A 20,193-nucleotide genomic window follows, 5' to 3' on the forward strand; every position below is an offset into this window, starting at 1 on the left:
CAATGATTGAGTATTGTCGCTGAATTGACTAGCATAATGCCCAAATGTTTCATTGGCGATTTGATATGTTTAATACAAAAACTCATGTAGCAACAATCATGTTGTTCAGCAGCCTTTTATTGACTGCATGTGATCATTCAAGCAATGAGCCAGAGAAAAAAGTGGAGATTAAACCAGCGCCAAAACTTAATAATGATGCAACGACGTATGCACGCGCTGCTTGGAAGTTAATTAATCAAATTGATTCAATTGTTTATAATAGACAAACTGCTGAGATTGAAGAAAAAGTTAGAAAACCTTTGCGTCAGCTCAGTACTGATTGGCGAATTAATGTGAAGATGACTGATTCTGTGACTGAAGGGAAATATGCGCTGTGTCGTAAAGTTTTGACTAGTCTTGATACTTGGGCAAGGGATGTAAAAGATAATTCGAGTTCATCGGCTCAAAAGCAAGCTGACTACGAACGAGACAAGCTACAGTGTAAAGATGCAATTGATAATCCAGCTTTAGGAAATACATCGCCTAAATAGGAGTGAAAAATGTATCTTCGTATCTTATCGGTTTTCTTGATTTTATTTGGCTTATTGGGAATAAACACTGGTTATGCCCAAGTAGATTTTCATCTTGCATATCAGGTGAAAATGCCGAATACGAAGCTTGTACATTTTTCTAATGATAGTTCATTTAGATTTGTTAGCCCGTCACCATTTTTTACTGCTCATGAGTTAGTGAATGCAAAAGCTATTCTTGTTGAAGGCAGGGCTGTTGTTGAAATCGAAATTTCAGCTTCTGCTCAGAAAAAGTATAATCAATTGGTCAACAGGAATATAGAAAGCCAAGATCAAGGTCTATTTAATCAATTAATTGGTTTAGGCATCATGATTGATGGACAGCCAGCGAAGGTTATACAAGGGATTTATAGACCTATTTCAGATCAAAAATTATGGTGTTTTTTGGTTGATGATCGTTTACCCCCTAACGAACAATTTCGTCAGGCTAATAAAATTGTGAAAAAAATAAAATTGGTCAAAGCTTCACATTGAAATCATCTAATTTGGAATTTATTCTAGCTTTAAGCTTAAACATGATGTCATTTCGATAAGAAAGCGAGATGATGAATCTCGCTTTTGCTGGTTAAAGCTATCATAGGGGATAGTCTATGAGGTTTTACCTGTTTTTGCTGCTTCCTGTTTAGTTTGTGTCGTTGGTGTGCTTGCTACTTTTTTAGTATCCGATGACATTTTCATGCTGTCATGTTTCATCGTGTCTTTTGCTTTCGTTGTTTCTTTTTGGGTTTTTACGACATTTGCTGCTACACACTTGCCACCTTTATGGTTTGGCCCTGTACCACCTTGTAATTGAGTTCCTTTCGGGCAAGCAAATGCACTTGCACTTAATATGGTGAATAAGCCTGCTGTTAGAATTGTTGCGACTTTTTTCATGATTGTCATCTGAATGAGCTAAGCGATAGTGCTTAGTATTAATCTAGACGAGTTTATAACAACAAAGCAGAATTATTTTGTGAATAATTTTAATTGATGTGTAGTGTTTTATCGTGAGAGTTTATCTTTTAATTTATGTTTAAGATTAACAAGATATTGCAATGAAGAAGGCGATAGCTAAACTTTAAAATAAGATAAAATCATAGCGATATTTTTTATTCTTTTAAATAACCAACGATGGCTAATTTTTTTAACTTTTCAAGATCAAGCACCTCTATTTTTTTAAAGCCAAGTTGAATGATCCCTTGTTTTTCAAACACGTTCAATTCTTGATTCACTGTTTGTCTGGAAATCGTCAGCATATTGGCAAGTTGATCTTGTGAAATTTGAATATTGAAATCTTGAATAGAAGAACGGTTGCCATAGCCTTCAAGTATAAATAACAAGCGTTGTGCAAGACGCTGGCTGATACTTTGAGTCTGAATTGCAATTTGTTCTAAAAAGACATAACGAAGTTTTTGACTGGTGAGCAATGCAAAGTAGTACCAGTAATAAGGATTTTGGAGTAGAAATGCATTAAGTGGTTGTGCTGGAATCTGTAAAACGATACTTTTTTTAAGTGCAATTGCATCATGAGAGCGCGGTTTTTGGTCGATTAGAGAAATCTCACCAAACCACATGATAGGTTCGGCAATTGCAGCAATTGCTTCATTCCCATTGACGTCGATATAGCCCAAACTAATCGATCCTTCAAGCACACCATAAACACCATCAAAAATGTCTTGGGCATGAAACACGGCAGTGTTTTTTTCTATGCTATGTTTTTTACCATGTTCAATAATAAAGTTTTGGAATGGTTCAGCGAGGTGGCTAAACCAAGAATTTTGCTGCAAATTTTTAATATAAATTGCATCTAACACAACATTTCCTTTGTAAAAAAAATCTATTTGTCAGCTATATGACAACTTCATCCAATCATTTCTTATAGATTAACAGCATAAACTAATTATATGAGGAATGAGCAATGACAAATTTGGAACGTCAACTCAGCCAATATGCTGCTTATCATTTAGATCGAAATAATATTATGACCCATTTTGTGGGGATTCCTTTAATTGTTTTCTCAATCTTATGTTTAACTGCACGAGCAGGCGTCGAAATATCAGGTTTTCCTATGACATTGGCAATGCTGCTCATGGTTTTAAGTAGTATTTATTATCTTACACTCGATAAGCTATTTGGCGCTTTAATGCTGCTTTTGTTGGTATTGGCTTATCCTTTTGCGGTAAAAATTGCGGCTTTATCCATGTGGAGTTGGTTAGGTGCTAGCATTGGTATTTTTGTTGTAGGCTGGGTCTTTCAGTTTGTGGGACATTATTTTGAAAAGAAAAAACCAGCATTCGTTGATGATCTGATTGGTTTGGCAATTGGCCCATTGTTCGTTTTAGCTGAGTTTGTATTCTTACTAGGTTTCCGTAAACCATTACATCAGCGTATTTTGAAAGAAGCTGAAAGCAAACGTGCAGCGATGGATATGAAAGTCCAAACAGCATCTTAAGCCCTAGATGATTTTAAAAGAGCCGAGATCATTTAGATTTCGGTTTTTTTATTGCAATAAATAGATCATTTAAAATATGCGATCAGCTTGTTATGCTGAATGGTCTTTAACCCAAGATTTATATTTAAAAGCAAATGACAGGACTTTACGAATATTGGTCATTACCGCACAAGTTAAGTATTAAATGTCCATCATGTCAGCGCAAAGCGAGTTTTGAATTTGCTCGATTAGCCAAGATTCAACTCAAAAAAGATATCGAGTATTTTCAGCAACATTCAGATTTTGAATATCAGCGTTTTCAGGATAGCTGTGGTGGTTATTGGAATGCTGCTTTTTACTATCCTAATTTATCGGTTGATCTTCAGCAGATTCACGATTTACCTGAGACTTATGATGTACAAAAATGGTCTGTGCCTTATTCTTCAATGAATAGAGGAGGAGTGGTGTGTGAATCTTGTGGTTGTCGTCAAAAACATGAACTGAATTGGCCGAATGATGCTTATTATGTGGTGATGTATAGACAACAAGTGCTATGGGCATTTCATCGTGAAGCGGCGATTGATCTCTATGACTATTTAAAAGAAGATTTACGCGATCATAAAAAATATCGCCACTCCTTCTTTTTATTGCATATCCCGACGATTTTTAAACAGAAGAAGGCAAGGGTGCAGGTGACCAAACAATTACAGAAATTATTAAAAAATCAGTAAGACGAGATGACTGATTTTTAGTGTCATTTTAGGCGTAAACTGCAACAAATTCTTTGATGATTTGAACAATCAGTTGCGGTTTTTCTCGATGGGGAACATGCCCACACGCTTCAATCAAATGTAATTCAGCATCCGCATAGTGGGCTAATCGTTCAGGTTGCGCTAAGCTGCCGTATTCATCATTGTGGCCATGAATGGCGAGCAATTTTTTTTGTAATGCTTTGAGGTCATTGTCTAGAGTCCAATTGCGAAATGCAGGTGAAAGCCATGTTTCAGTCCAAGCATCTAAAACCCATTGTGCTTTTTCTGCATGATATTTTTTGAGTCTCTGCAATTGTTCAGGCTGTTGGAACATCTGTTTTGCATCAGAAACGGCATCTAAGGTCTTTTGTTCAATATATCCCTGAGCTGCTTCCGTAATCACTGCAACGCATTTGAATGGATATTGAGCTGCAAAGCTGACCGCCATACCACCACCAACACTATGACCCAGCGCAATCACTTGTGAGATTTCAAGCTGATCTAAAAGTTCAGCAGCAACAAGAGCTTCTTGTTGGATAAAATTGGTAGAGAGTTGTGTGTCGCTTGCATCAGATTGTCCAAAGCCGTGACGGTCATAGGCAATAATCATACGATTAGTTTCGATGCAAAGTTGTTCAGGAAAATCGCGCCATAGTTGCACACAGCCTAAAGAGTCATGGAATAATAGAATCGGAATTTGTTTACTTGGCTCAGTCTGTTGTGGCTGCCATCTCTTTACAAAGAGATTGCCTTGTCGGGTAGATATGATTTTTTCAACTATTTCACAGTGTTGCATGGCAAGATGATCCAAATGTATAAATTAATATCAGAATAGTGAAAACCATTGTGTGATATAGATATAATCATGACGATCAATAGTCTGATCGTGCCATATCGAAATGAAAAGAGTTGCAATTCTTGCTTATGACGGATGTTGGGCAATGAGCCTGATGATGGCTAAGGATTTTTTTCATGTCGTGGCTTTATTGGAAGCGCGACAGGGTCAGGTTGCAACATACCAAGTTGAAATTCTGAGTATTGATGGATTAGCGAAGCAGAGTGCAAGTGGAACACAGATCGATGTCGATGGGCATATCATGCTAGATCGCATTTATGATTTGGTGATTATTCCTGGTTTTGAGGGGAAGCAGTTAGCAACATTAACATTACAAAGCCATGATTTAGTGCTGTGGATTAGACGTTTAATACAACAGCAGATTGCTATTTTAGCTGTTACAACGGGTGTTTATTTTATTGCAGCAACTAAACTTGCTGATCACATACTGTTAGCAACCCATTGGGCTTTTATTCGTGAGCTAAATGGTTTATTTCCTAGTTGTTCATTTACTAAAAATCGAAATTATCTACACGCAGGATCGATCTATAGTACAGGGACATTATTGGGCACGTTTGACGCTTTATTGGGCATTGTTGCACAGCACAAAGGGGACTATTTTGCGCAATTGTGTGCAAGCCATTTATTAATGACCTCGCCGCAATCACTGAATCCCGTATTACCGATGTATCGTAACCATTGTGATGAAGCCGTATTACAAGTACAAGATTGGCTAGATGAACATTGTGCTGCGGAAAACCGCATTGCCGATTTGGCTCAGCAATTTAACTTTAGTGAGCGAAATTTAAAACGGCGTTTTCAATTGGCGACGCAGATTTCACCCAATCAATATTTGCAACAGGTGAGAGTTGATAAAGCCAAAAAGTTATTATTAACCACAGATATGACTATTCAGCAAATTGCTTATGAAGTGGGTTATGAAAATGTGAGTTTTTTTATTCGAATATTTAAAAAGGTCACAGCTTGTACACCGACGCAATGGGTCAAATAAATGATTGAATCGTTGTTTGTGATTTACCTAAAGATTTTGATTGATACATGAGCTGATCTGCGGTCTTGGTTGCATCTTCTAGGTTTTCTGGCAATTCGGATAAAATGGCTAAACCCATACTAAAATCAACGCCATATTTTTGATTTAAGCCACTTTCTGCAAATAAGGTTCTGAGGCGTTGGTCACACAAATGTGCTTGAGTTTCATCAGCATCCAATAAAATAATTGCAAATTCATCACCGCCTAAACGTGCAATAATGTCTGATGAACGGCAGGCTTTTTTTAGAACTTGCGAAAATTGTAACAGAACTTCATTTCCACGATGATGTCCATGTCTGTCATTGACGGCTTTAAAACCATCAAGATCAATAATGCCAACAGCGAAAAGTGACTGTTTGCGAAAATTCAATTTACGTAAAATACGATATTCAATATCGAAGGCACGGCTATTATCGAGTGATGTAAGCTGGTCTTTCATCGCTAAATTTTTCATTTCCTGCCAGTTTTTTCGAACATGGATCAGCAAAAATGCAACAATTGAAAAGAAGCCTAAACGAACGAAAGCATTCCAAAAAGGGATAAATGTATTGGAATAAGGATGACCTGCATGAATGTCTGCAACCAACCAAGTCATACCTGAAAGCAGAATGGTCAACACAGTGATCTTATATTGGTCGTACCATGCTGCAATTGAAACAGGCAGTAAATAGAACACCGAGAACGAATATTCATAACCTGTCGCCAAGTCAATCATACCAAGTACAGCAGTGATGAGCAGAATCAACAACCACCGTATCATTGGATTATGCGCGAATAATCGTCCTAGTGTTTTTTCCATAGTGCCTTTATATTGAAATAATTACACGTTAAAACGGAAGTGTAATACATCGCCGTCTTGAACGACATAGGTTTTACCTTCTAAACGCCATTTACCTGCTTCTTTCGCGCCATTTTCACCGTTGTATTGAATGAAGTCATCATAAGCAATACATTCTGCACGGATAAAGCCTTTCTCGAAGTCAGTGTGAATCACACCCGCCGCTTGAGGTGCAGTTGCACCGACTTTAACTGTCCAAGCGCGAACTTCTTGTACGCCCGCAGTGAAGTACGTTTGTAAGCCAAGTAAGCTATAACCTGCACGAATTACGACGTTTAAGCCTGGTTCTTCCATGCCCATCGCTTCCAAGAATTCAGCGCGATCTTCATCTTCTAATAATGAAATCTCAGCTTCGATCTGGTTGCAAAGGGGAACAACAATGGCATTTTCTTCAGCAGCAAGTTTTTTTACTGCATCAAGATGTGGGTTGTTTTCAAAACCATCTTCTGCCACGTTGGCGATATACATGGTTGGTTTAAGTGTCATTAAACCAAAACCACGAACAGCTTTGCGTTCGTCGTCAGAAAGGTCAGCGGCGCGAGCTGGTTTACCTTCATCTAATAATGGTTGAATTTTTTCTAAAGCTGCTTTGGTTGCAATCGCGTCTTTGTCGCCACCTTTTGCTGCTTTAGTTAAGCGTAATAATGCTTTTGCAACGGTATCAAGGTCAGCAAGTGCAAGTTCAGTGTTAATGGTTGCGATGTCATCTAATGGATCAATTTTACCATTTACGTGAATGACGTTTTCATCTTCGAAGCAACGAACTACGTGGGCAATGGCATCTGTTTCACGGATGTTGGCAAGGAATTGGTTACCCAAACCTTCACCTTTTGATGCACCAGCAACCAAACCTGCGATATCAACGAATTCCATCGTGGTTGGGATAACACGTTGCGGTTTAACAATTGCTGTAAGTTTGTCTAGGCGTGGGTCTGGAACAGGGACAATACCTGTATTCGGTTCAATGGTACAGAACGGAAAGTTTTCAGCTGCAATCGCTGCCTTTGTTAATGCATTAAACAATGTAGATTTACCTACGTTTGGCAGACCAACAATACCGCAATTAAAACCCATGAAACCACTCACAAATGTGTTATTTAAAAATTGCTGCTGATTTTACATGAAAGCCATGACAAAGTCAGGTCATGGCGAGTGCGGATTTTTATTTCGAGCTTAAACTTTGCGTTTATCGAGCTGTTTGGCAATATTATCGCCTGTCGTTTGTACCAACATGACCAAAACGATCAGGACTAAAATCACCGCCAGCATCACTTGCATATCAAAACGTTGATAGCCGTAACGATAGGCAATATCGCCCAAACCACCAGCACCGATCGCACCTGCAATGGCAGAAGAACTGATCATGGTGACAATAGTCACGGTAAAACCTGCAACAATCCCCGGCAAAGCTTCAGGAAGCAATACATGCCAAAGAATCTGCTTGCAGTTACAGCCCATCGCTTGTGCAGCTTCAATCAAACCTTGATCAACTTCACGTAGGCTGACTTCGGCAATACGGGCAAAGAACGGAATTGCAGCAATGGTTAAGGGCACAATTGCCGCCAAGACGCCATAACTGGTGCCGACAATCCATCGAGTAAACGGAATCAATGCCACCATTAAAATCAAAAAGGGCACAGAACGGGTAATGTTGATGACCCAGCCTAAGGATTGATTAATTTTCTTGGATGGATAAATACCAAAATCTGCGGTACTGACCAGAATCAGGGCAATCGGTAGACCAATCAAAAAAGCAATGATGGCAGAAACACCGACCATGATTAAAGTATCGGTCGTGCCTGTCAGTAACAGATCAATGAGTTGATTGTACATAACCGATCACCTCAAGTTGTGTTATTGCAGGATGTTTTTCAGATTGTGAGTGGTTTAGATTAAATTCGAGATTGCGAATCCCGATGATCAGTGAGCCGATGGTTCGTCGTTGGATGCTATCAATTTGACTATGATAGACCTGAACGGGGCTATTAAAACCATCCAATAGTTCATATAAATCAGGCACCGATTTCGATTCACTGACATATTTCAATTTTAAAATCTGATGCGTACTCTCAGGCAGAATGGTTTGGCACAACTCAAAGGGTAAATTCACCTGTTCAAAGTTGAGTAATTCCTGCGTGATCTGTTGTTGCGGATTGGAAAATACTGACCAGACTTGCCCAGACTCGATAATCTCACCCTGATCAATCACGATCACCTGATCACAAATCTCTTGAATGACTTGCATTTCATGGGTGATCAAGACAATGGTTAAACCGAGGTCTCGGTTGATCTGTTTTAATAAGGCCAAAATATTGGCCGTGCTTTCTGGGTCGAGAGCTGAGGTGGCTTCATCACAAAGCAGGATTTCAGGCTGAGAAACCAAGGCCCGCGCGATACCGACACGTTGTTTTTGTCCCCCAGACAGTTGAGCAGGGTAATCATGTCGCTTTGCCTCTAAGCCAACCAGCGTCAGTACCTCACTGACCCGTTGTTCGATCTCAGCTTTGTCATAACCCGCAATACGGAGTGGCAAAGCCACGTTTTCCCACACTGTTTTCGCAGACATTAAATTAAAATGCTGAAAAATCATGCCGATTTTTTGCCGAGTTTTGATCAACTCGGCATGGCTGAGTTCAGCAATATTTTGCTGATGAATTAGAATACTGCCTGTATCAATCGACTCTAAGCCATTTAAGGTACGTAGTAGGGAGGATTTACCTGCACCGCTTTTTCCGATGATCCCAACAATCTGTGCTTTGGGAATATCGATATTAATCTCTTTTAAGGCATGTAAGCGTTGGCCCTGTACATCATAAAACTTATTTAAACCGCGTATTTTCAGATGCGGGACTGAAAAATCGACCTGTGAACCAAAACTCACCATGATTGTTCTCCTTATTTCCAGCCTGGGAACCATAACGTTGGACCAAAATCACTATCCAAGGCTGCTTTGACTTTCGGTGAATTTTGATAAATCTCAACAAACTTCTGTAGTTTGTTGTCTTTGTCCTGATAGTCATCACGCACCACAAATAAAATCGCATAACGTTTATTGGTGTTGTCATCAAACAATAAGGCGCTCTCAGGATCCGCCGTTTTGGCTAAACGTAAGTAATGTGGATAGCCAAAAGCGAGATCAACATCATCAATGGCGCGTGCAGTTTGAGGGCCTTCAACTTCGGTAAATTTCAGGTTCTTCGGATTCGCGGTGATGTCTTTCAGTGCAGAAAGGTGATTATTGCTGTCTTTCAGTTCAATCAGTTTGGCTTCTTGCAATAGCAATAAAGCACGTCCTTGATTCACAGGATCATTCGGAATGGCAACTGTTGCACCATTCGGGAGTTCATCAAAACTTTTATATTTTTTTGAATACAGTCCAACATGTGAGGCCGCACCCGCAGCAAATGACTTTAATTTAAAGCCAGTTTCTTTAATGGCATTATCCAAAAAAGGTTGATGCTGGAAAAAGTTCGCATCAATATCGCCATGATTCAAACTGATGTTTGGGGTATTCCAGTCGGAAAACTCGACCAATTTGACATTCAAACCTTGCAGTTTGGCTTCATCCGCTGCAACTTGCAGTGGATGGGCAAAAGATGGGCTAATCCCAATCACCAGTTCACTGCTATGGTTCTGTCTTTGTTTATTCCAAATCAATAAGGCAATAATTGCGACAACAACGACAAGGCCAATACCAAGCCATTTTTTAGAGGCTGTTTGAGCCATATATTTCTCCAATTCTTTTCTTAAATGTTAAGCACTAATTTCTTCAATTATTTTTAGGTCATCTGCGTTGTTATGCGGTCTACATCGGAACTGATCAGCAGGATGGCTTGCAGCTAAATGATTGCCTTGGGCAAACAATTTGTTTCGCAGTGAACCTGTGGCATATTCAGTTTTATAACGTCCATGTTGCTGTAACTCAGGGATCACCAGTCGAATAAAATCATGATGTGATTCAGGTGCAACCGTACGAGTCAGGTTAAAACCATCAATGCCCGTTTGATCGAGCAGCTCAATGAGATATTCCGCAACTTCAACACCACTCCCTACAATCAGGGGATAACGTCCGCCTAAAACATGCTGTGCTTTCAGGTCATTTTTGCTGATGCGCTGTTCTTTAAATTTCTCATTGACGGAAGCAATGCTGTTGCTCTTTTGATAAGGAATCGCTTCATCATCTGCAAACTTGGCAAGATCAATGCCGACGGAACTGGCATAATGTGCTAAACCTGCTTCTGGGCTGGCATATTGGCGATATTCAGCCAGTTTCTGTTGAGCAAGTTCATGTGTTTCAGCCACAATCACGGTAATGCCGACAAAGATTTTAATCGCATCTTCATCTCGACCTTGCTGCTGTGCTTGTAGTCGTATCTTATTAACTTGCTGACGAATTTTTTCAGGCTGATCACCGCCAATAAAAATACATTCCGCATGACGTGTTGCAAATTGCAAACCTTTCGGTGATGCACCTGCTTGGAAGAGTGTTGGCGTACGCTGCACCGAAGGTGCAACCTGAAATACGCCTTGGCTCTGGTAATATTGTCCTTGATGATTGATTGAGTGGACTTTGTTCGGGTCAGTAAAAACGCGCTGTTGTTTATCTTTCTTTAAGGCATCATTTTCCCAAGAGCCTTCCCAATATTTATAGCAAAGCTGTAGAAACTCCTCGGCTTGATCATAACGGGCATCGTGATCTTTTAAGCCTTTTTGCCCAATCAAACGTTCGGCACTATCCAAATAGCCTGTGACGATATTCCAGCCCAAACGCCCTTGAGTTAAATGATCAAGACTGGCAAATCGCCGTGCAAATTGATAGGGCTGCTCATAGCTTAGATTGACGGTCACGCCAAAACTCAAATTCTGCGTGACCAAAGCCATTGCAGAAATCAGGGTGGAAGGATCATGGCTAGGTAACTGAATCGATTCTTTCAGGGTGAGATCGATGCCATTTTGATAGACATCATAGACCCCCGTAATATCCGCGAGGAATAAGCCATCAAACAAACCTTGTTCTAAAGTTTGTGCCAATTCGGTCCAATAACTCAGCTCATTAAAGCGATGTGATTGATCACGGGGATGCGTCCATAAACCATGATTGATATGACCAACACAGTTCATATCAAAGGCATTTAACAAGATTTTTTTAGCAGTTGTTTGACTCATTACAAAGTCCCCCGACGTGGCGGCAGGACACCATTCAACACATAATTACCGATGAAGTAATATTTCCAGCGTGCAGCATCATGCAAGGTGTGTACACGCGCATTGCGCCAGTGACGATCAAGACCATCAGTACGTTGACTGCCACGACTACCTGCCAATTCAATCAATTTCGATGATGCCTTTAATGCTGTTTCAGTACTATGCGCACGAACTTTGGCGACATCGATTGAAGCCTTGGCTAAGCTTTCAGCATTGAGATCCTGTTTAGCGGCATCTACAGACTTGGCGGCCTGTTTGAGGAGTAATTCGCTGGCTTTGACATCGGTTGCCACACGACCCAGCTCAGACAAGGTTAAAGGGTCTTGGGTGGCGGATTCAATATTGGCATCAATCCAAGGGCGGGCCACACGTACACGTTCTAGTGTTTCTTCAAAAGCAGCACGAGCAATCCCGACTTCAATCGCAGCATGCATAATTTGGGCAAATGGGCCAACCAAAGAGAGCTGCTTAAAGGCGGTATCAAACGGAATCACATCCTCTTTGGTAACAAAGACCTGATTAAATTTGACTGTACCGCTGCCCGTAGTCCGTTGCCCAAAACCAGACCAGTCATCAATTAGTTCTAAACCTTGGCTATCTCTTTGTACAAAGGCTAAAAACTCATTACCTGTTTCATCAAGCACTAAAGTTGGAATACGATGTGCAAACAGGCTACCGGTGCAATAGAATTTTTCCCCTTGAATCAGATAACCGTTTTCGCTTGGAATTAAGGTGGTTTGCTTATGTGCAGAGGTACGTGTTTTAAATTCAGCCAGTGCATTACCAAAACGCGCACCTTGTAATACTTCTTGATAGAGGCATTTCTTTTGCGCGTCTGTACCCGTATTGCGCAACACTTCTAATGCATAAAAATGGTTTTGTGGAATCTGACCGATTGAACCATCCGCACCGCTAAACAGCGCAATGACTTTGGCTACTGTTAGGCTGGAAACCTCTGCACCGCCATACTGCTTAGGTACCGTAATTGCCCATAAACCTGACTGGCTATAGGCTTCGATTTCGGTAAATGGCAAGTTTCGATTGGCATCACGTTCAACTGCCGCTTGTTTAAATTGCTGACTGAGTTGTGTGGCAATTTCCAATGCTTCAGCATCATTTTGGATAATATGTGCTGCTTTAAAATTGGTTTTGGCAAAACCTTGTAATTCTTGATATGAAGTCATGATGATTTGCTCCTTAAATCCAAGCATGGCGAGCAGGGGGTGTACCATTGAGGTAATAGTCACCGATGGCATGGAATTTCCAACGCACAGGATCATGTAAGGTATGTACACGGGCATTGCGCCAGTGTTGATCAAGATTATGTTGGCTTAGGCTGGCACGGCTTCCACCAAGTTCGAGCAGTTTCTCAGAGATATGCAGGGCTGCATCATTGGCATAGATCTTTGCTTCTGCCACTAAAATAGAGGCGCGTGCGGCTTGCTCAGCAGAAATCTCAATGAGTTGATCAAGTTCATCTAGATATTCGGCAGCATCATCCAGTAATAAAATGGCTGCATCGAGCAGGATATTGAGCTTGCCGACCTCTTGCAGGGTGTAATGTTCCTCACTGGCTTTTTCTACGCCTGCATCAATAACCGGACGCGCTTTACGCACGCTGGATAAGGTGTCATCGAAAGCTGCTTCGGCAATGCCAACATCAATGGCAACCTGTAAAAGCTGAGAATAGGCACCGCGAACATTAGGGATGTCGGCAATAATGCGCTCATCGAAAAATAGTGCAGGATCAATGACAACGTTGTGTAGTTTTACCGTTCCACTGGCTGTAGTACGTTGACCGAAGCCGTTCCAGTCATTAATCACTTCAACACCAACAGTATGTCGATCAACAATTGCCAATACGGTATAGCCATCTGGATGCAAGGCACGAATCGCTAACCAGTCTGCAAAGCTGGTTCCAGTCGAGTAAAACTTTTCTCCATTTAAAAAGTATTGACCATTTTCCAAACTCAAAGTGGTTTGAATGGCTTTGGTATCTTTGGAGTTTTTTTCAGGTCCACCATTGGCAATGCGTTTACCTGCAAGAATTTCAGTGTAGATAAACTGCTTTTGTGCATCTGAACCAGTGATATTCATAAAATTTAAAAGGCCGAATTGGTTTTGTGGAATTTGTCCAACATTGGCATCGGCTTTACTTAAAATACGAAACACATGGGCTAAGGTTTTATTGGAGACAAAAGCACCCCCATATTGTTGCGGTACACGGATGCCACCAAGGTCTTTTTGGCTAAACTGAATGATTTGTTCGGTGGGTAAAATACGATTTTGATCTCGATTATTTCGATCTTCTAATGCAAAGTCAGCAACTTGATAGGCAGCGTTGATGGCCTGCTGATCATTTGAAATCAGTTGTGTTTTAACTTGAATCACTGATTGATTACTGGACATGTGAGCACCTCTAATAGCTAAGGGACACTTTACAAAAGTTTTACTTTTCAACTAAACCATCAGTTATGGCTTGTATATCACAATAATTACTAAGCATTTTTTATAAGAAAAATAACAAAAAAATAGCTATAAAATTTATAACTAAAACAGGAGCTTGGATATATTGATTATGTGATCAGTGCTATAAAGAATCAATTTGGTATGAAAGAAATGAATAATCTCACCAAGAATATTTATATAGCTAGATAAAGACATCTTGCACAAATAAGGAAAGATAGAGAAAAAATGACATTGTATTGATTAAGTTTTACTTCTAAAGTAAGAAAATCTTATGTTTGAACCAATAGAAAAATAAAACTGGAGAATTTATGCGGGTTTTATACCAATTTCCTTTGTCTCACTATTGTGAAAAAGCTCGCTGGTTGTTAGATCATAAGGAATTGGACTATGTTGCACATAATTTGATTCCTGGCTTTCATCGTGCGTTTACTTATTTAAAATCAGGGCAGTATTTATTGCCAATGCTGAAAGATGATAAACGATGGATTGCTGATTCAACACAAATCGCTTTATATCTAGATGCCACATATCCCGAACATGCATTGTTGAGACGTGATGAGCAATTACGTGAACAAGCTTTGGAAATTGATAAGTTATCAGGTGAGCTTGGGGTTCATGTCCGCCGTTGGTCATTGGCGCAAGCGTTATCTGTTGGCGATCATCCACTTGAAATTATGATGGGTGAACAAGGCTATTTACGCCAGTTTGAAAAAATTTCTAAGCCTATTTTAAAGAGCCTAGTCTCTACAAATTATAAGCTCAACCCAGAGAAAGTCGCTAAATCCAAATTACGAATGACTGAATTGATTACGGATTTGAATCAACGTTTAATTGATAATCAAGGGCGTTATTTGGTTGGCGATCGTTTAGGTTTAGCTGATATAGCAGTTTGTTCAATTCTTGCGCCTTTACTCGTGATTAAAGGTACGCCGTGGGAATTGGAAAATGATGATATTGAACAATTCACGGGTGAATTGAAGGAATATCATGACTATCTATTAGATTTACCGCTTGGACAATATGTACAGCGTATTTATGCGACTGAACGAAATGCACGTATTGATTGGCGTGGTTTATAAATTAGTTTCTGAATTAAAAACCCCTGATTCATAATCAGGGGTTTTTTTATGGGAAAGAAAAGAGAAGAATAGTCAATAAAGTAAAAAAATATGGGGAATTAAAATTAATTTTTAAAAGAAAATTCGTTTTAAGTAGAAAATATTAGAAATTATTGCCAAATTTACTTTAAAAAAACTGAAAATAGGGAAATAATTGTAAAAAGGCTTTGTTATCTTATGTTTCAGGTGAGGAACGATTAAAGTTCCGCAAGGGATCGAAACCAGTTGTTCAACTATTGGGAGATCAGTTGAACAGTTGCTCAAAAGGTCTTGTTTCTGCTTTGGGACTAAGATAAATCACAAGTTTATCGGAATCATGTTTGTGTTATCCACGCAACATCGTCAAAAGTTAAACGAATGTTTTCCCTTGACCCTTAAAAATTACTGAGTGAGCAGTTCCGATAAAAACATAGATTGAAAGTGAGGACTGTAAAATGGAATTAGATCGTTTCGATAAACAAATTCTCGAGATTTTGACCGATGAAGATGTGAACTTGAATGAATTATCTGAGCGTATTAATCTTTCGGTGAGTTCGGTGCATCGTCGTATCAAAAACTTGATTGAATCCCAAGTGATGGGGCAACTGAAACGAGAAATTAATTTTAGTAAACTCGGGTTTAGTCTACATATTCTTTTGCAGGTTTCTTTGAGCAAACACGACAGTGAAACCTTTGATAAGTTTTTAGAAGAAATTGAAGACATTCCAGAGGTGACCAATGCCTTTTTAGTGACGGGGCAGAGTGCTGATTTTATTTTGGAACTCGTGGCACGCAATATGGATGACTATAGTGAAATTCTATTACGACGTATCGGTAAAATTGATAGCGTCGTTGCACTACATTCCAGCTTCGTCATTAAAGAATACAATGTCTTTAACTGCTATAAACTTTTAAATAAGCTATAAAAAATGCATCTTAAAAGATGCATTTTTTACTGAGTTAAATCAGTTAAGCATCAAGTTGAGCTAAAACTTCTTCAGAAAATTCAACGTTGGTATAAACGTTTTGAACATCATCTAGATCTTCAAACATTTCAATCATTTTCATGATTTGTTTGGCTTGATCGATGTCATTAATCTCTGCTTTAGTCGATGGGCTCATCACAACTTCAGCATTGTCAGATTTTAAACCTGCGGCATTCAAAGCATCTTGTACATCACCAAAGCTTTCAGGGGTGGTGATGACTAAGATTTCATCTTCAGAAACCTCAATATCTTCTGCGCCTGCTTCTAAAGCAATGTCCATGATCTTGTCTTCTAAAGAAACATCTTCAAAAGTAATCTCACCGCGTTTCGTAAATAAATACGCTACAGAGCCAGAAGTCCCCAAATTACCATTGGTTTTTGAGAAACAATGGCGAACGTCTGGTACAGTACGGTTTAAGTTATCGGTCATGGTTTCAATGAGAACAGCAACACCACCCACACCATAACCTTCGTAGGTTACTTCGTTCAAATCTTCATTGTCTTCACCACCAGCACCACGTTGCACCGCACGGTTAATTGCGTCACGGGTCATATTTACAGACAGTGCTTTTTCAACAACTGCACGCAAACGAGGGTTACTGGCTGCATCGCCACCACCTAACTTAGCAGCAGTAACAATTTCACGGATATATTTAGTAAAGACTTTGGCACGGCTGGCATCTTGTTTTGCTTTACGATGCTTTGTGTTCGCCCATTTAGAATGACCTGCCACGGAATAACTCCAAAAAAAATTAAACTCAAAAAGTGCATGAATATTAGCATAGCGATGGTTTTCTTGAAAACTCTCATAGCCTATATTCAAAATTTAAAATCTTGATCAATTATCAAATATTGATCAATTAGAAGGGGGATTACTGAATTTTTACATCAATCCCATATTCAGCATAAAGCGTTTTGATTTTTTCTAAGTCTTGTTGCAAATCCGTTGGGTAAATTTTTCCTAAAATACCACCTTTCTTCGTACGGGCATTGGCATACATCAAAATGATGGGAACATTCGCTGCTTTTGCTATATGCCAGAAGCCTGTACGAATCGGTTTGCGTGCTTCACCATCTTTAGCGCGTGTGGCTTCGGGTGCAATCACCAGATTAAAATGGTCATTTTGATTAAAAAGCTCAACCATTTGAGTGACGATATCTTTATTTGCTTTACGATCGACAGGAATACCACCTAAACGTTCTAAAAGGGGTTTTAGAGGGCCTTTGAATAGCTCTTTTTTGATAAGGGTGTGAATTTTGAGTTCTAAAATTTCGAATAAAGCGAGAGACAGGATTGTGTCTAAATTAGAGGTATGCTCGAATCCAATAATCACTTGTTTATTTTCTAAAATTTGGGGATCAACTTTGTATTCCCAACCTGTTGCTTTAAAAATAGATTTTCCTAAAATTTTTCTCATGGCAATAATCATTACAAATGAATGACAGCAGTTTAATACGAGTTTTTAGGAAAATACATATCCTAAAACACTAGATGAAAAGAAATTTAGATGTCTTTTAAATGATCAAAAGATTGCAAGATTTTCTTTACTCGTTATGTAAAGATCAGATAGAGTCAGCGCAGTTTATGATTTTAAACATTATTTTAATAATTTGATAAAATCATCTGCTTGTAATTAAAGTTAAATTTAACTAAAATCGAGCAATATTAATCATATAAAGTATGGTTAAAATTTTAGGGCCTATAGCTCAGTTGGTTAGAGCAGCGGACTCATAATTAAAAAATCTAATAAAACTTATAGCAACACCTCACCACTTTTTGCAACGAAACCCACTCTTAAATAACTGTTTTAATTGCATTATTATACTTATCTACTACTTTGCGCAACATTTAACAATCTATCGCAATCTTTCTAAAGTCTACTCAGAGTCTACTTTTCGGGTCTACTCACGGTCTACTCGAAAAGCCTATTTATGATATAAATTTAAAGGGGTATAAAACCCCTTTACGCCGTATGTTTAAGCTTATTCTTATTAATGTAATCAATCACATCTGCTTTCAAGTAATAGATGATCTTTCGTCGATTGGGTTTAAAAAAGGGGATACCACCAGCATAGTCTCAGGTGTAAATGCAGCTGAGTCAGTAGCTGCCCATAAGCTGTTTGATTCGGCTGTTTTGTCTTCAGGAGACATACGCTCTAATTTAGTTAAACGTGACATTTAAGTTCTCCAAATTGATTCTTTAAACTTGGTATTGGCCACCAGATCTGTAACTTCCGACTTATTCACGTTATCATAAATATGAGTCATGTTGCCCCGAACACAGTCACTGTTCGGGTAAGGGTGGAATACTTAAATTTCATGCTGACCATCCCTCCATGTCTGACTTTGCTTGGCAGGCATTTAAAATATTTTGTTCGTATTTCGACCCTCTGAAATATTCAGCAGGTCTATTGAGCGCATTGATGTTTGTCGCTTTCTGAATATCTTGCAGGGCAAGTTTGTAGTCATTCTCTAAGCGCGAATCTGATTCAGTCTGTAACTGTTGTTCATTTGCCTGATGTGCTTGTTTGTTCCGTTCTATAATGGCTTGAATAGCCGAGAATCTGCCGAGCCAAACACCACCGCCGCAATTTAAAGTGCTGCCTATTCAATAGAAACGATCACGCTGTTAATTGAAACCAATATTATTCAAATCATGGGTGTATTTTCGATAGCAACTACACTTGATGCTCATGATTTTGCAGAGCAATTAGAGAATACAATTGCAATTGATGATCTAGTTTTAAATATCATTCAGGTGAATGTGGATTTCGTTAAGAAAGAGCCCAAGAACGAAAATAGTAAAGATTCTAGTTGGTTTAATGCGATTTCTTATCTAGTCAAACATGGCCATAGCGAACAAGAAGTTTTAAATATGTCTTATGGTACATTTTTACAATATATAAAAGAAGCCCAAGCGATCGAAAGACAGCAAATCAAATCCTATGCCATTGCAACCAGAGTGGCCAATCATGCGAAGCAGCAAGCTTGGGAAAAATATTTAAAGCAGTTAGATCACTGATTTGAATTATTAATTTTTTAATTTATTTATATTAATAACTTAATAAAAACAATATACTGTTCGTTCAATTGTCTGGTGATCGTTGCATGTTAGAAAAGCATGCATTTGGTGGATGTGGAGTAGCGCTATGATCAATAGGTTTGGTAGTTCACCTGGCAAGCTACATGATGCCAGGCTTTATGGATTTTTATTAGATCTTGATCCGAAGACATTCAATTTAAACGTGCTTCTCTATATTCATCTTTTTTCTGATTTTAAATCTAATAAATATTGTCTTGAGAAAGGATTGGTTGTTTTTGAAAATGCATCAATTGATAAATTTAGCATTACTAACGACTTGGGTAGTGGGCAGTTTTATATAATTGACTATGTAGTGGAGAATTTAGGAAATGAAAAGTTTAAGTTCACTTTCGCTTTCAATGATTCATCAATAGACCTAGTTATAACGGCTGAAAATATTAAATTGATAACATCTGGACTGGTTGAAGAAAAAGAAGAGCAGTTCCTACCTACTGATTGGCTGAATCTATTAAACTAGAATTATTCGAGTAATTAAATAAAAAAGTCTCAAGGGGCTTTTAGAATGATTTGATTCAAGTCCTTCACTAAATTATTCACACTTAGAAATATGTAAATTATGAAAATGACAATAATTGTTCTACCACTACTGAAGCTGACTATTGGAAAGATAAGGCGCCGTCCCCAAAAACTGTTGTTCGCTCAGGATAAGGATCATAATAATGATTAAATTAGATGTTTTTGAGCCATAAAAAGGACAGCCAATTAAGACAATTTACTTCTCCGATGAACAGGGTTGGTGTTTTAGAGTAACAAACTTTCTTGGAGAGAAACTCATTCTAGATGAATTAAAAGAGTTCTCAAGCACGAAACGACTTGTTAGTGAAACTTTATTTAACTCAAATTATGAGGTACTTGCTTATAAAAACTATCTCAAGGA

23 protein-coding genes are annotated in these 20,193 nt (G+C 38.8%); 9 read left to right on the plus strand and 14 right to left on the minus strand.

Features of this window, described 5'->3' with window-relative positions:
* The first annotated feature begins 65 nt into the window (after positions 1–65).
* A complete protein-coding gene (locus C502_RS0116520) occupies positions 66–530 on the plus strand; it encodes a hypothetical protein (RefSeq protein ID WP_018679897.1) in 465 nt (154 codons plus the stop codon).
* Between the two features lie 9 nt (positions 531–539).
* On the plus strand, positions 540–1,043 hold the full coding sequence (locus tag C502_RS0116525; protein WP_018679898.1) for a hypothetical protein: 504 nt from the start codon (positions 540–542) through the stop codon (positions 1,041–1,043).
* Between the two features lie 114 nt (positions 1,044–1,157).
* Here C502_RS0116525 and C502_RS0116530 read toward each other — a convergent pair whose 3' ends face one another.
* Together C502_RS0116530 and C502_RS0116535 are read right to left on the minus strand one after the other, a co-directional pair.
* A complete protein-coding gene (locus C502_RS0116530; protein WP_018679899.1) occupies positions 1,158–1,442 on the minus strand; it encodes a hypothetical protein in 285 nt (94 codons plus the stop codon).
* A gap of 215 nt (positions 1,443–1,657) precedes the next feature.
* Positions 1,658–2,362: a Crp/Fnr family transcriptional regulator gene (locus C502_RS0116535; protein WP_018679900.1), complete on the minus strand. Its 705-nt coding sequence runs from the start codon at positions 2,360–2,362 to the stop codon at positions 1,658–1,660.
* 104 nt (positions 2,363–2,466) lie between these two features.
* Here C502_RS0116535 and C502_RS0116540 point away from each other — a divergent pair, with 104 nt between their 5' ends.
* Positions 2,467–3,000 (plus strand): Mpo1 family 2-hydroxy fatty acid dioxygenase, encoded by a 534-nt coding sequence (locus C502_RS0116540; protein WP_018679901.1) that lies wholly within the window; start codon positions 2,467–2,469, stop codon positions 2,998–3,000.
* A gap of 134 nt (positions 3,001–3,134) precedes the next feature.
* Positions 3,135–3,710 (plus strand): hypothetical protein, encoded by a 576-nt coding sequence (locus C502_RS0116545; RefSeq protein WP_018679902.1) that lies wholly within the window; start codon positions 3,135–3,137, stop codon positions 3,708–3,710.
* Positions 3,711–3,738: 28 nt separating this feature from the next.
* Here the strand turns inward: C502_RS0116545 and C502_RS0116550 are convergent, their stop codons facing one another.
* Positions 3,739–4,527 carry an alpha/beta fold hydrolase gene (locus C502_RS0116550; RefSeq protein ID WP_018679903.1) on the minus strand — a complete coding sequence of 263 codons (789 nt, stop codon included), beginning with the start codon at positions 4,525–4,527 and terminating at the stop codon, positions 3,739–3,741.
* Between the two features lie 103 nt (positions 4,528–4,630).
* Here C502_RS0116550 and C502_RS0116555 point away from each other — a divergent pair, with 103 nt between their 5' ends.
* A complete protein-coding gene (locus C502_RS0116555; protein ID WP_081401109.1) occupies positions 4,631–5,578 on the plus strand; it encodes a GlxA family transcriptional regulator in 948 nt (315 codons plus the stop codon).
* Here C502_RS0116555 and C502_RS0116560 read toward each other — a convergent pair.
* From C502_RS0116560 to C502_RS0116595, 8 genes are all read right to left on the minus strand, one after another.
* Positions 5,571–6,416 carry a GGDEF domain-containing protein gene (locus tag C502_RS0116560; RefSeq protein WP_018679905.1) on the minus strand — a complete coding sequence of 282 codons (846 nt, stop codon included), beginning with the start codon at positions 6,414–6,416 and terminating at the stop codon, positions 5,571–5,573. The genes C502_RS0116555 and C502_RS0116560 overlap by 8 nt on opposite strands.
* A 21-nt stretch (positions 6,417–6,437) precedes the next feature.
* The gene (ychF, locus tag C502_RS0116565; RefSeq protein ID WP_018679906.1) at positions 6,438–7,529 is read right to left on the minus strand and encodes a redox-regulated ATPase YchF; all 1,092 of its coding nucleotides are present in this window, start codon (positions 7,527–7,529) and stop codon (positions 6,438–6,440) included.
* A gap of 99 nt (positions 7,530–7,628) precedes the next feature.
* On the minus strand, positions 7,629–8,288 hold the full coding sequence (locus tag C502_RS0116570; RefSeq protein WP_018679907.1) for a methionine ABC transporter permease: 660 nt from the start codon (positions 8,286–8,288) through the stop codon (positions 7,629–7,631).
* Positions 8,269–9,339, minus strand: a complete 1,071-nt coding sequence (locus C502_RS0116575; protein ID WP_018679908.1) for a methionine ABC transporter ATP-binding protein — start codon at positions 9,337–9,339, stop codon at positions 8,269–8,271. The genes C502_RS0116570 and C502_RS0116575 overlap by 20 nt, the downstream gene beginning before the upstream one ends.
* An 11-nt stretch (positions 9,340–9,350) precedes the next feature.
* Entirely contained in the window at positions 9,351–10,181 is an 831-nt protein-coding gene (locus C502_RS0116580; protein WP_018679909.1) for a MetQ/NlpA family ABC transporter substrate-binding protein, read from the minus strand.
* A gap of 27 nt (positions 10,182–10,208) precedes the next feature.
* Entirely contained in the window at positions 10,209–11,621 is a 1,413-nt protein-coding gene (locus C502_RS0116585; RefSeq protein WP_018679910.1) for an LLM class flavin-dependent oxidoreductase, read from the minus strand.
* Complete coding sequence (locus C502_RS0116590; RefSeq protein WP_018679911.1) at positions 11,621–12,844, minus strand: SfnB family sulfur acquisition oxidoreductase; 1,224 nt, start codon at positions 12,842–12,844, stop codon at positions 11,621–11,623. Before C502_RS0116590 ends, C502_RS0116585 begins: the two co-directional genes overlap by 1 nt.
* A 13-nt stretch (positions 12,845–12,857) precedes the next feature.
* Positions 12,858–14,069 (minus strand): SfnB family sulfur acquisition oxidoreductase, encoded by a 1,212-nt coding sequence (locus C502_RS0116595; RefSeq protein ID WP_018679912.1) that lies wholly within the window; start codon positions 14,067–14,069, stop codon positions 12,858–12,860.
* Between the two features lie 368 nt (positions 14,070–14,437).
* On the opposite strand from C502_RS0116595, the gene C502_RS0116600 reads away from it, so the two are divergent.
* Together C502_RS0116600 and C502_RS0116605 are read left to right on the plus strand one after the other, a co-directional pair.
* Positions 14,438–15,208 (plus strand): glutathione S-transferase family protein, encoded by a 771-nt coding sequence (locus C502_RS0116600; protein ID WP_018679913.1) that lies wholly within the window; start codon positions 14,438–14,440, stop codon positions 15,206–15,208.
* 473 nt (positions 15,209–15,681) lie between these two features.
* On the plus strand, positions 15,682–16,152 hold the full coding sequence (locus tag C502_RS0116605; protein WP_018679914.1) for an Lrp/AsnC family transcriptional regulator: 471 nt from the start codon (positions 15,682–15,684) through the stop codon (positions 16,150–16,152).
* Between the two features lie 43 nt (positions 16,153–16,195).
* Here C502_RS0116605 and C502_RS0116610 read toward each other — a convergent pair whose 3' ends face one another.
* From C502_RS0116610 to C502_RS18450, 3 genes are all read right to left on the minus strand, one after another.
* Complete coding sequence (locus C502_RS0116610) at positions 16,196–16,945, minus strand: YebC/PmpR family DNA-binding transcriptional regulator (RefSeq protein WP_018679915.1); 750 nt, start codon at positions 16,943–16,945, stop codon at positions 16,196–16,198.
* A gap of 139 nt (positions 16,946–17,084) precedes the next feature.
* Entirely contained in the window at positions 17,085–17,630 is a 546-nt protein-coding gene (locus C502_RS0116615) for a 1-acyl-sn-glycerol-3-phosphate acyltransferase (protein WP_018679916.1), read from the minus strand.
* Positions 17,631–18,229: 599 nt separating this feature from the next.
* Positions 18,230–18,391, minus strand: a complete 162-nt coding sequence (locus C502_RS18450; protein ID WP_018679917.1) for a hypothetical protein — start codon at positions 18,389–18,391, stop codon at positions 18,230–18,232.
* A gap of 478 nt (positions 18,392–18,869) precedes the next feature.
* Between C502_RS18450 and C502_RS18455 the strand changes: the two genes are divergently transcribed.
* On the plus strand, positions 18,870–19,235 hold the full coding sequence (locus tag C502_RS18455) for a hypothetical protein (RefSeq protein ID WP_018679918.1): 366 nt from the start codon (positions 18,870–18,872) through the stop codon (positions 19,233–19,235).
* Positions 19,236–19,362: 127 nt separating this feature from the next.
* The gene (locus tag C502_RS18460) at positions 19,363–19,773 is read left to right on the plus strand and encodes a hypothetical protein (protein WP_018679919.1); all 411 of its coding nucleotides are present in this window, start codon (positions 19,363–19,365) and stop codon (positions 19,771–19,773) included.
* Positions 19,774–20,193: the final 420 nt, after the last annotated feature.

The organism is Acinetobacter tjernbergiae DSM 14971 = CIP 107465, from assembly GCF_000374425.1.
Taxonomy (GTDB): Bacteria; Pseudomonadota; Gammaproteobacteria; order Pseudomonadales; family Moraxellaceae; genus Acinetobacter; species Acinetobacter tjernbergiae.

Excerpts from the sequence above, each read along its gene's own strand:
- C502_RS0116520 (WP_018679897.1), top strand. The coding sequence starts at position 66 with ATGTTTAATACAAAAACTCATGTAGCAACAATCATGTTGTTCAGCAGC.
- C502_RS0116525 (WP_018679898.1), top strand. The coding sequence starts at position 540 with ATGTATCTTCGTATCTTATCGGTTTTCTTGATTTTATTTGGCTTATTG.
- C502_RS0116530 (WP_018679899.1), bottom strand. The coding sequence starts at position 1,442 with ATGAAAAAAGTCGCAACAATTCTAACAGCAGGCTTATTCACCATATTA.
- C502_RS0116540 (WP_018679901.1), top strand. The coding sequence starts at position 2,467 with ATGACAAATTTGGAACGTCAACTCAGCCAATATGCTGCTTATCATTTA.
- C502_RS0116545 (WP_018679902.1), top strand. The coding sequence starts at position 3,135 with ATGACAGGACTTTACGAATATTGGTCATTACCGCACAAGTTAAGTATT.
- C502_RS0116550 (WP_018679903.1), bottom strand. The coding sequence starts at position 4,527 with ATGCAACACTGTGAAATAGTTGAAAAAATCATATCTACCCGACAAGGC.
- C502_RS0116555 (WP_081401109.1), top strand. The coding sequence starts at position 4,631 with ATGAAAAGAGTTGCAATTCTTGCTTATGACGGATGTTGGGCAATGAGC.
- C502_RS0116560 (WP_018679905.1), bottom strand. The coding sequence starts at position 6,416 with ATGGAAAAAACACTAGGACGATTATTCGCGCATAATCCAATGATACGG.
- ychF (WP_018679906.1), bottom strand. The coding sequence starts at position 7,529 with ATGGGTTTTAATTGCGGTATTGTTGGTCTGCCAAACGTAGGTAAATCT.
- C502_RS0116570 (WP_018679907.1), bottom strand. The coding sequence starts at position 8,288 with ATGTACAATCAACTCATTGATCTGTTACTGACAGGCACGACCGATACT.
- C502_RS0116575 (WP_018679908.1), bottom strand. The coding sequence starts at position 9,339 with ATGGTGAGTTTTGGTTCACAGGTCGATTTTTCAGTCCCGCATCTGAAA.
- C502_RS0116580 (WP_018679909.1), bottom strand. The coding sequence starts at position 10,181 with ATGGCTCAAACAGCCTCTAAAAAATGGCTTGGTATTGGCCTTGTCGTT.
- C502_RS0116585 (WP_018679910.1), bottom strand. The coding sequence starts at position 11,621 with ATGAGTCAAACAACTGCTAAAAAAATCTTGTTAAATGCCTTTGATATG.
- C502_RS0116590 (WP_018679911.1), bottom strand. The coding sequence starts at position 12,844 with ATGACTTCATATCAAGAATTACAAGGTTTTGCCAAAACCAATTTTAAA.
- C502_RS0116595 (WP_018679912.1), bottom strand. The coding sequence starts at position 14,069 with ATGTCCAGTAATCAATCAGTGATTCAAGTTAAAACACAACTGATTTCA.
- C502_RS0116600 (WP_018679913.1), top strand. The coding sequence starts at position 14,438 with ATGCGGGTTTTATACCAATTTCCTTTGTCTCACTATTGTGAAAAAGCT.
- C502_RS0116605 (WP_018679914.1), top strand. The coding sequence starts at position 15,682 with ATGGAATTAGATCGTTTCGATAAACAAATTCTCGAGATTTTGACCGAT.
- C502_RS0116615 (WP_018679916.1), bottom strand. The coding sequence starts at position 17,630 with ATGAGAAAAATTTTAGGAAAATCTATTTTTAAAGCAACAGGTTGGGAA.
- C502_RS18450 (WP_018679917.1), bottom strand. The coding sequence starts at position 18,391 with ATGTCACGTTTAACTAAATTAGAGCGTATGTCTCCTGAAGACAAAACA.
- C502_RS18455 (WP_018679918.1), top strand. The coding sequence starts at position 18,870 with ATGGGTGTATTTTCGATAGCAACTACACTTGATGCTCATGATTTTGCA.
- C502_RS18460 (WP_018679919.1), top strand. The coding sequence starts at position 19,363 with ATGATCAATAGGTTTGGTAGTTCACCTGGCAAGCTACATGATGCCAGG.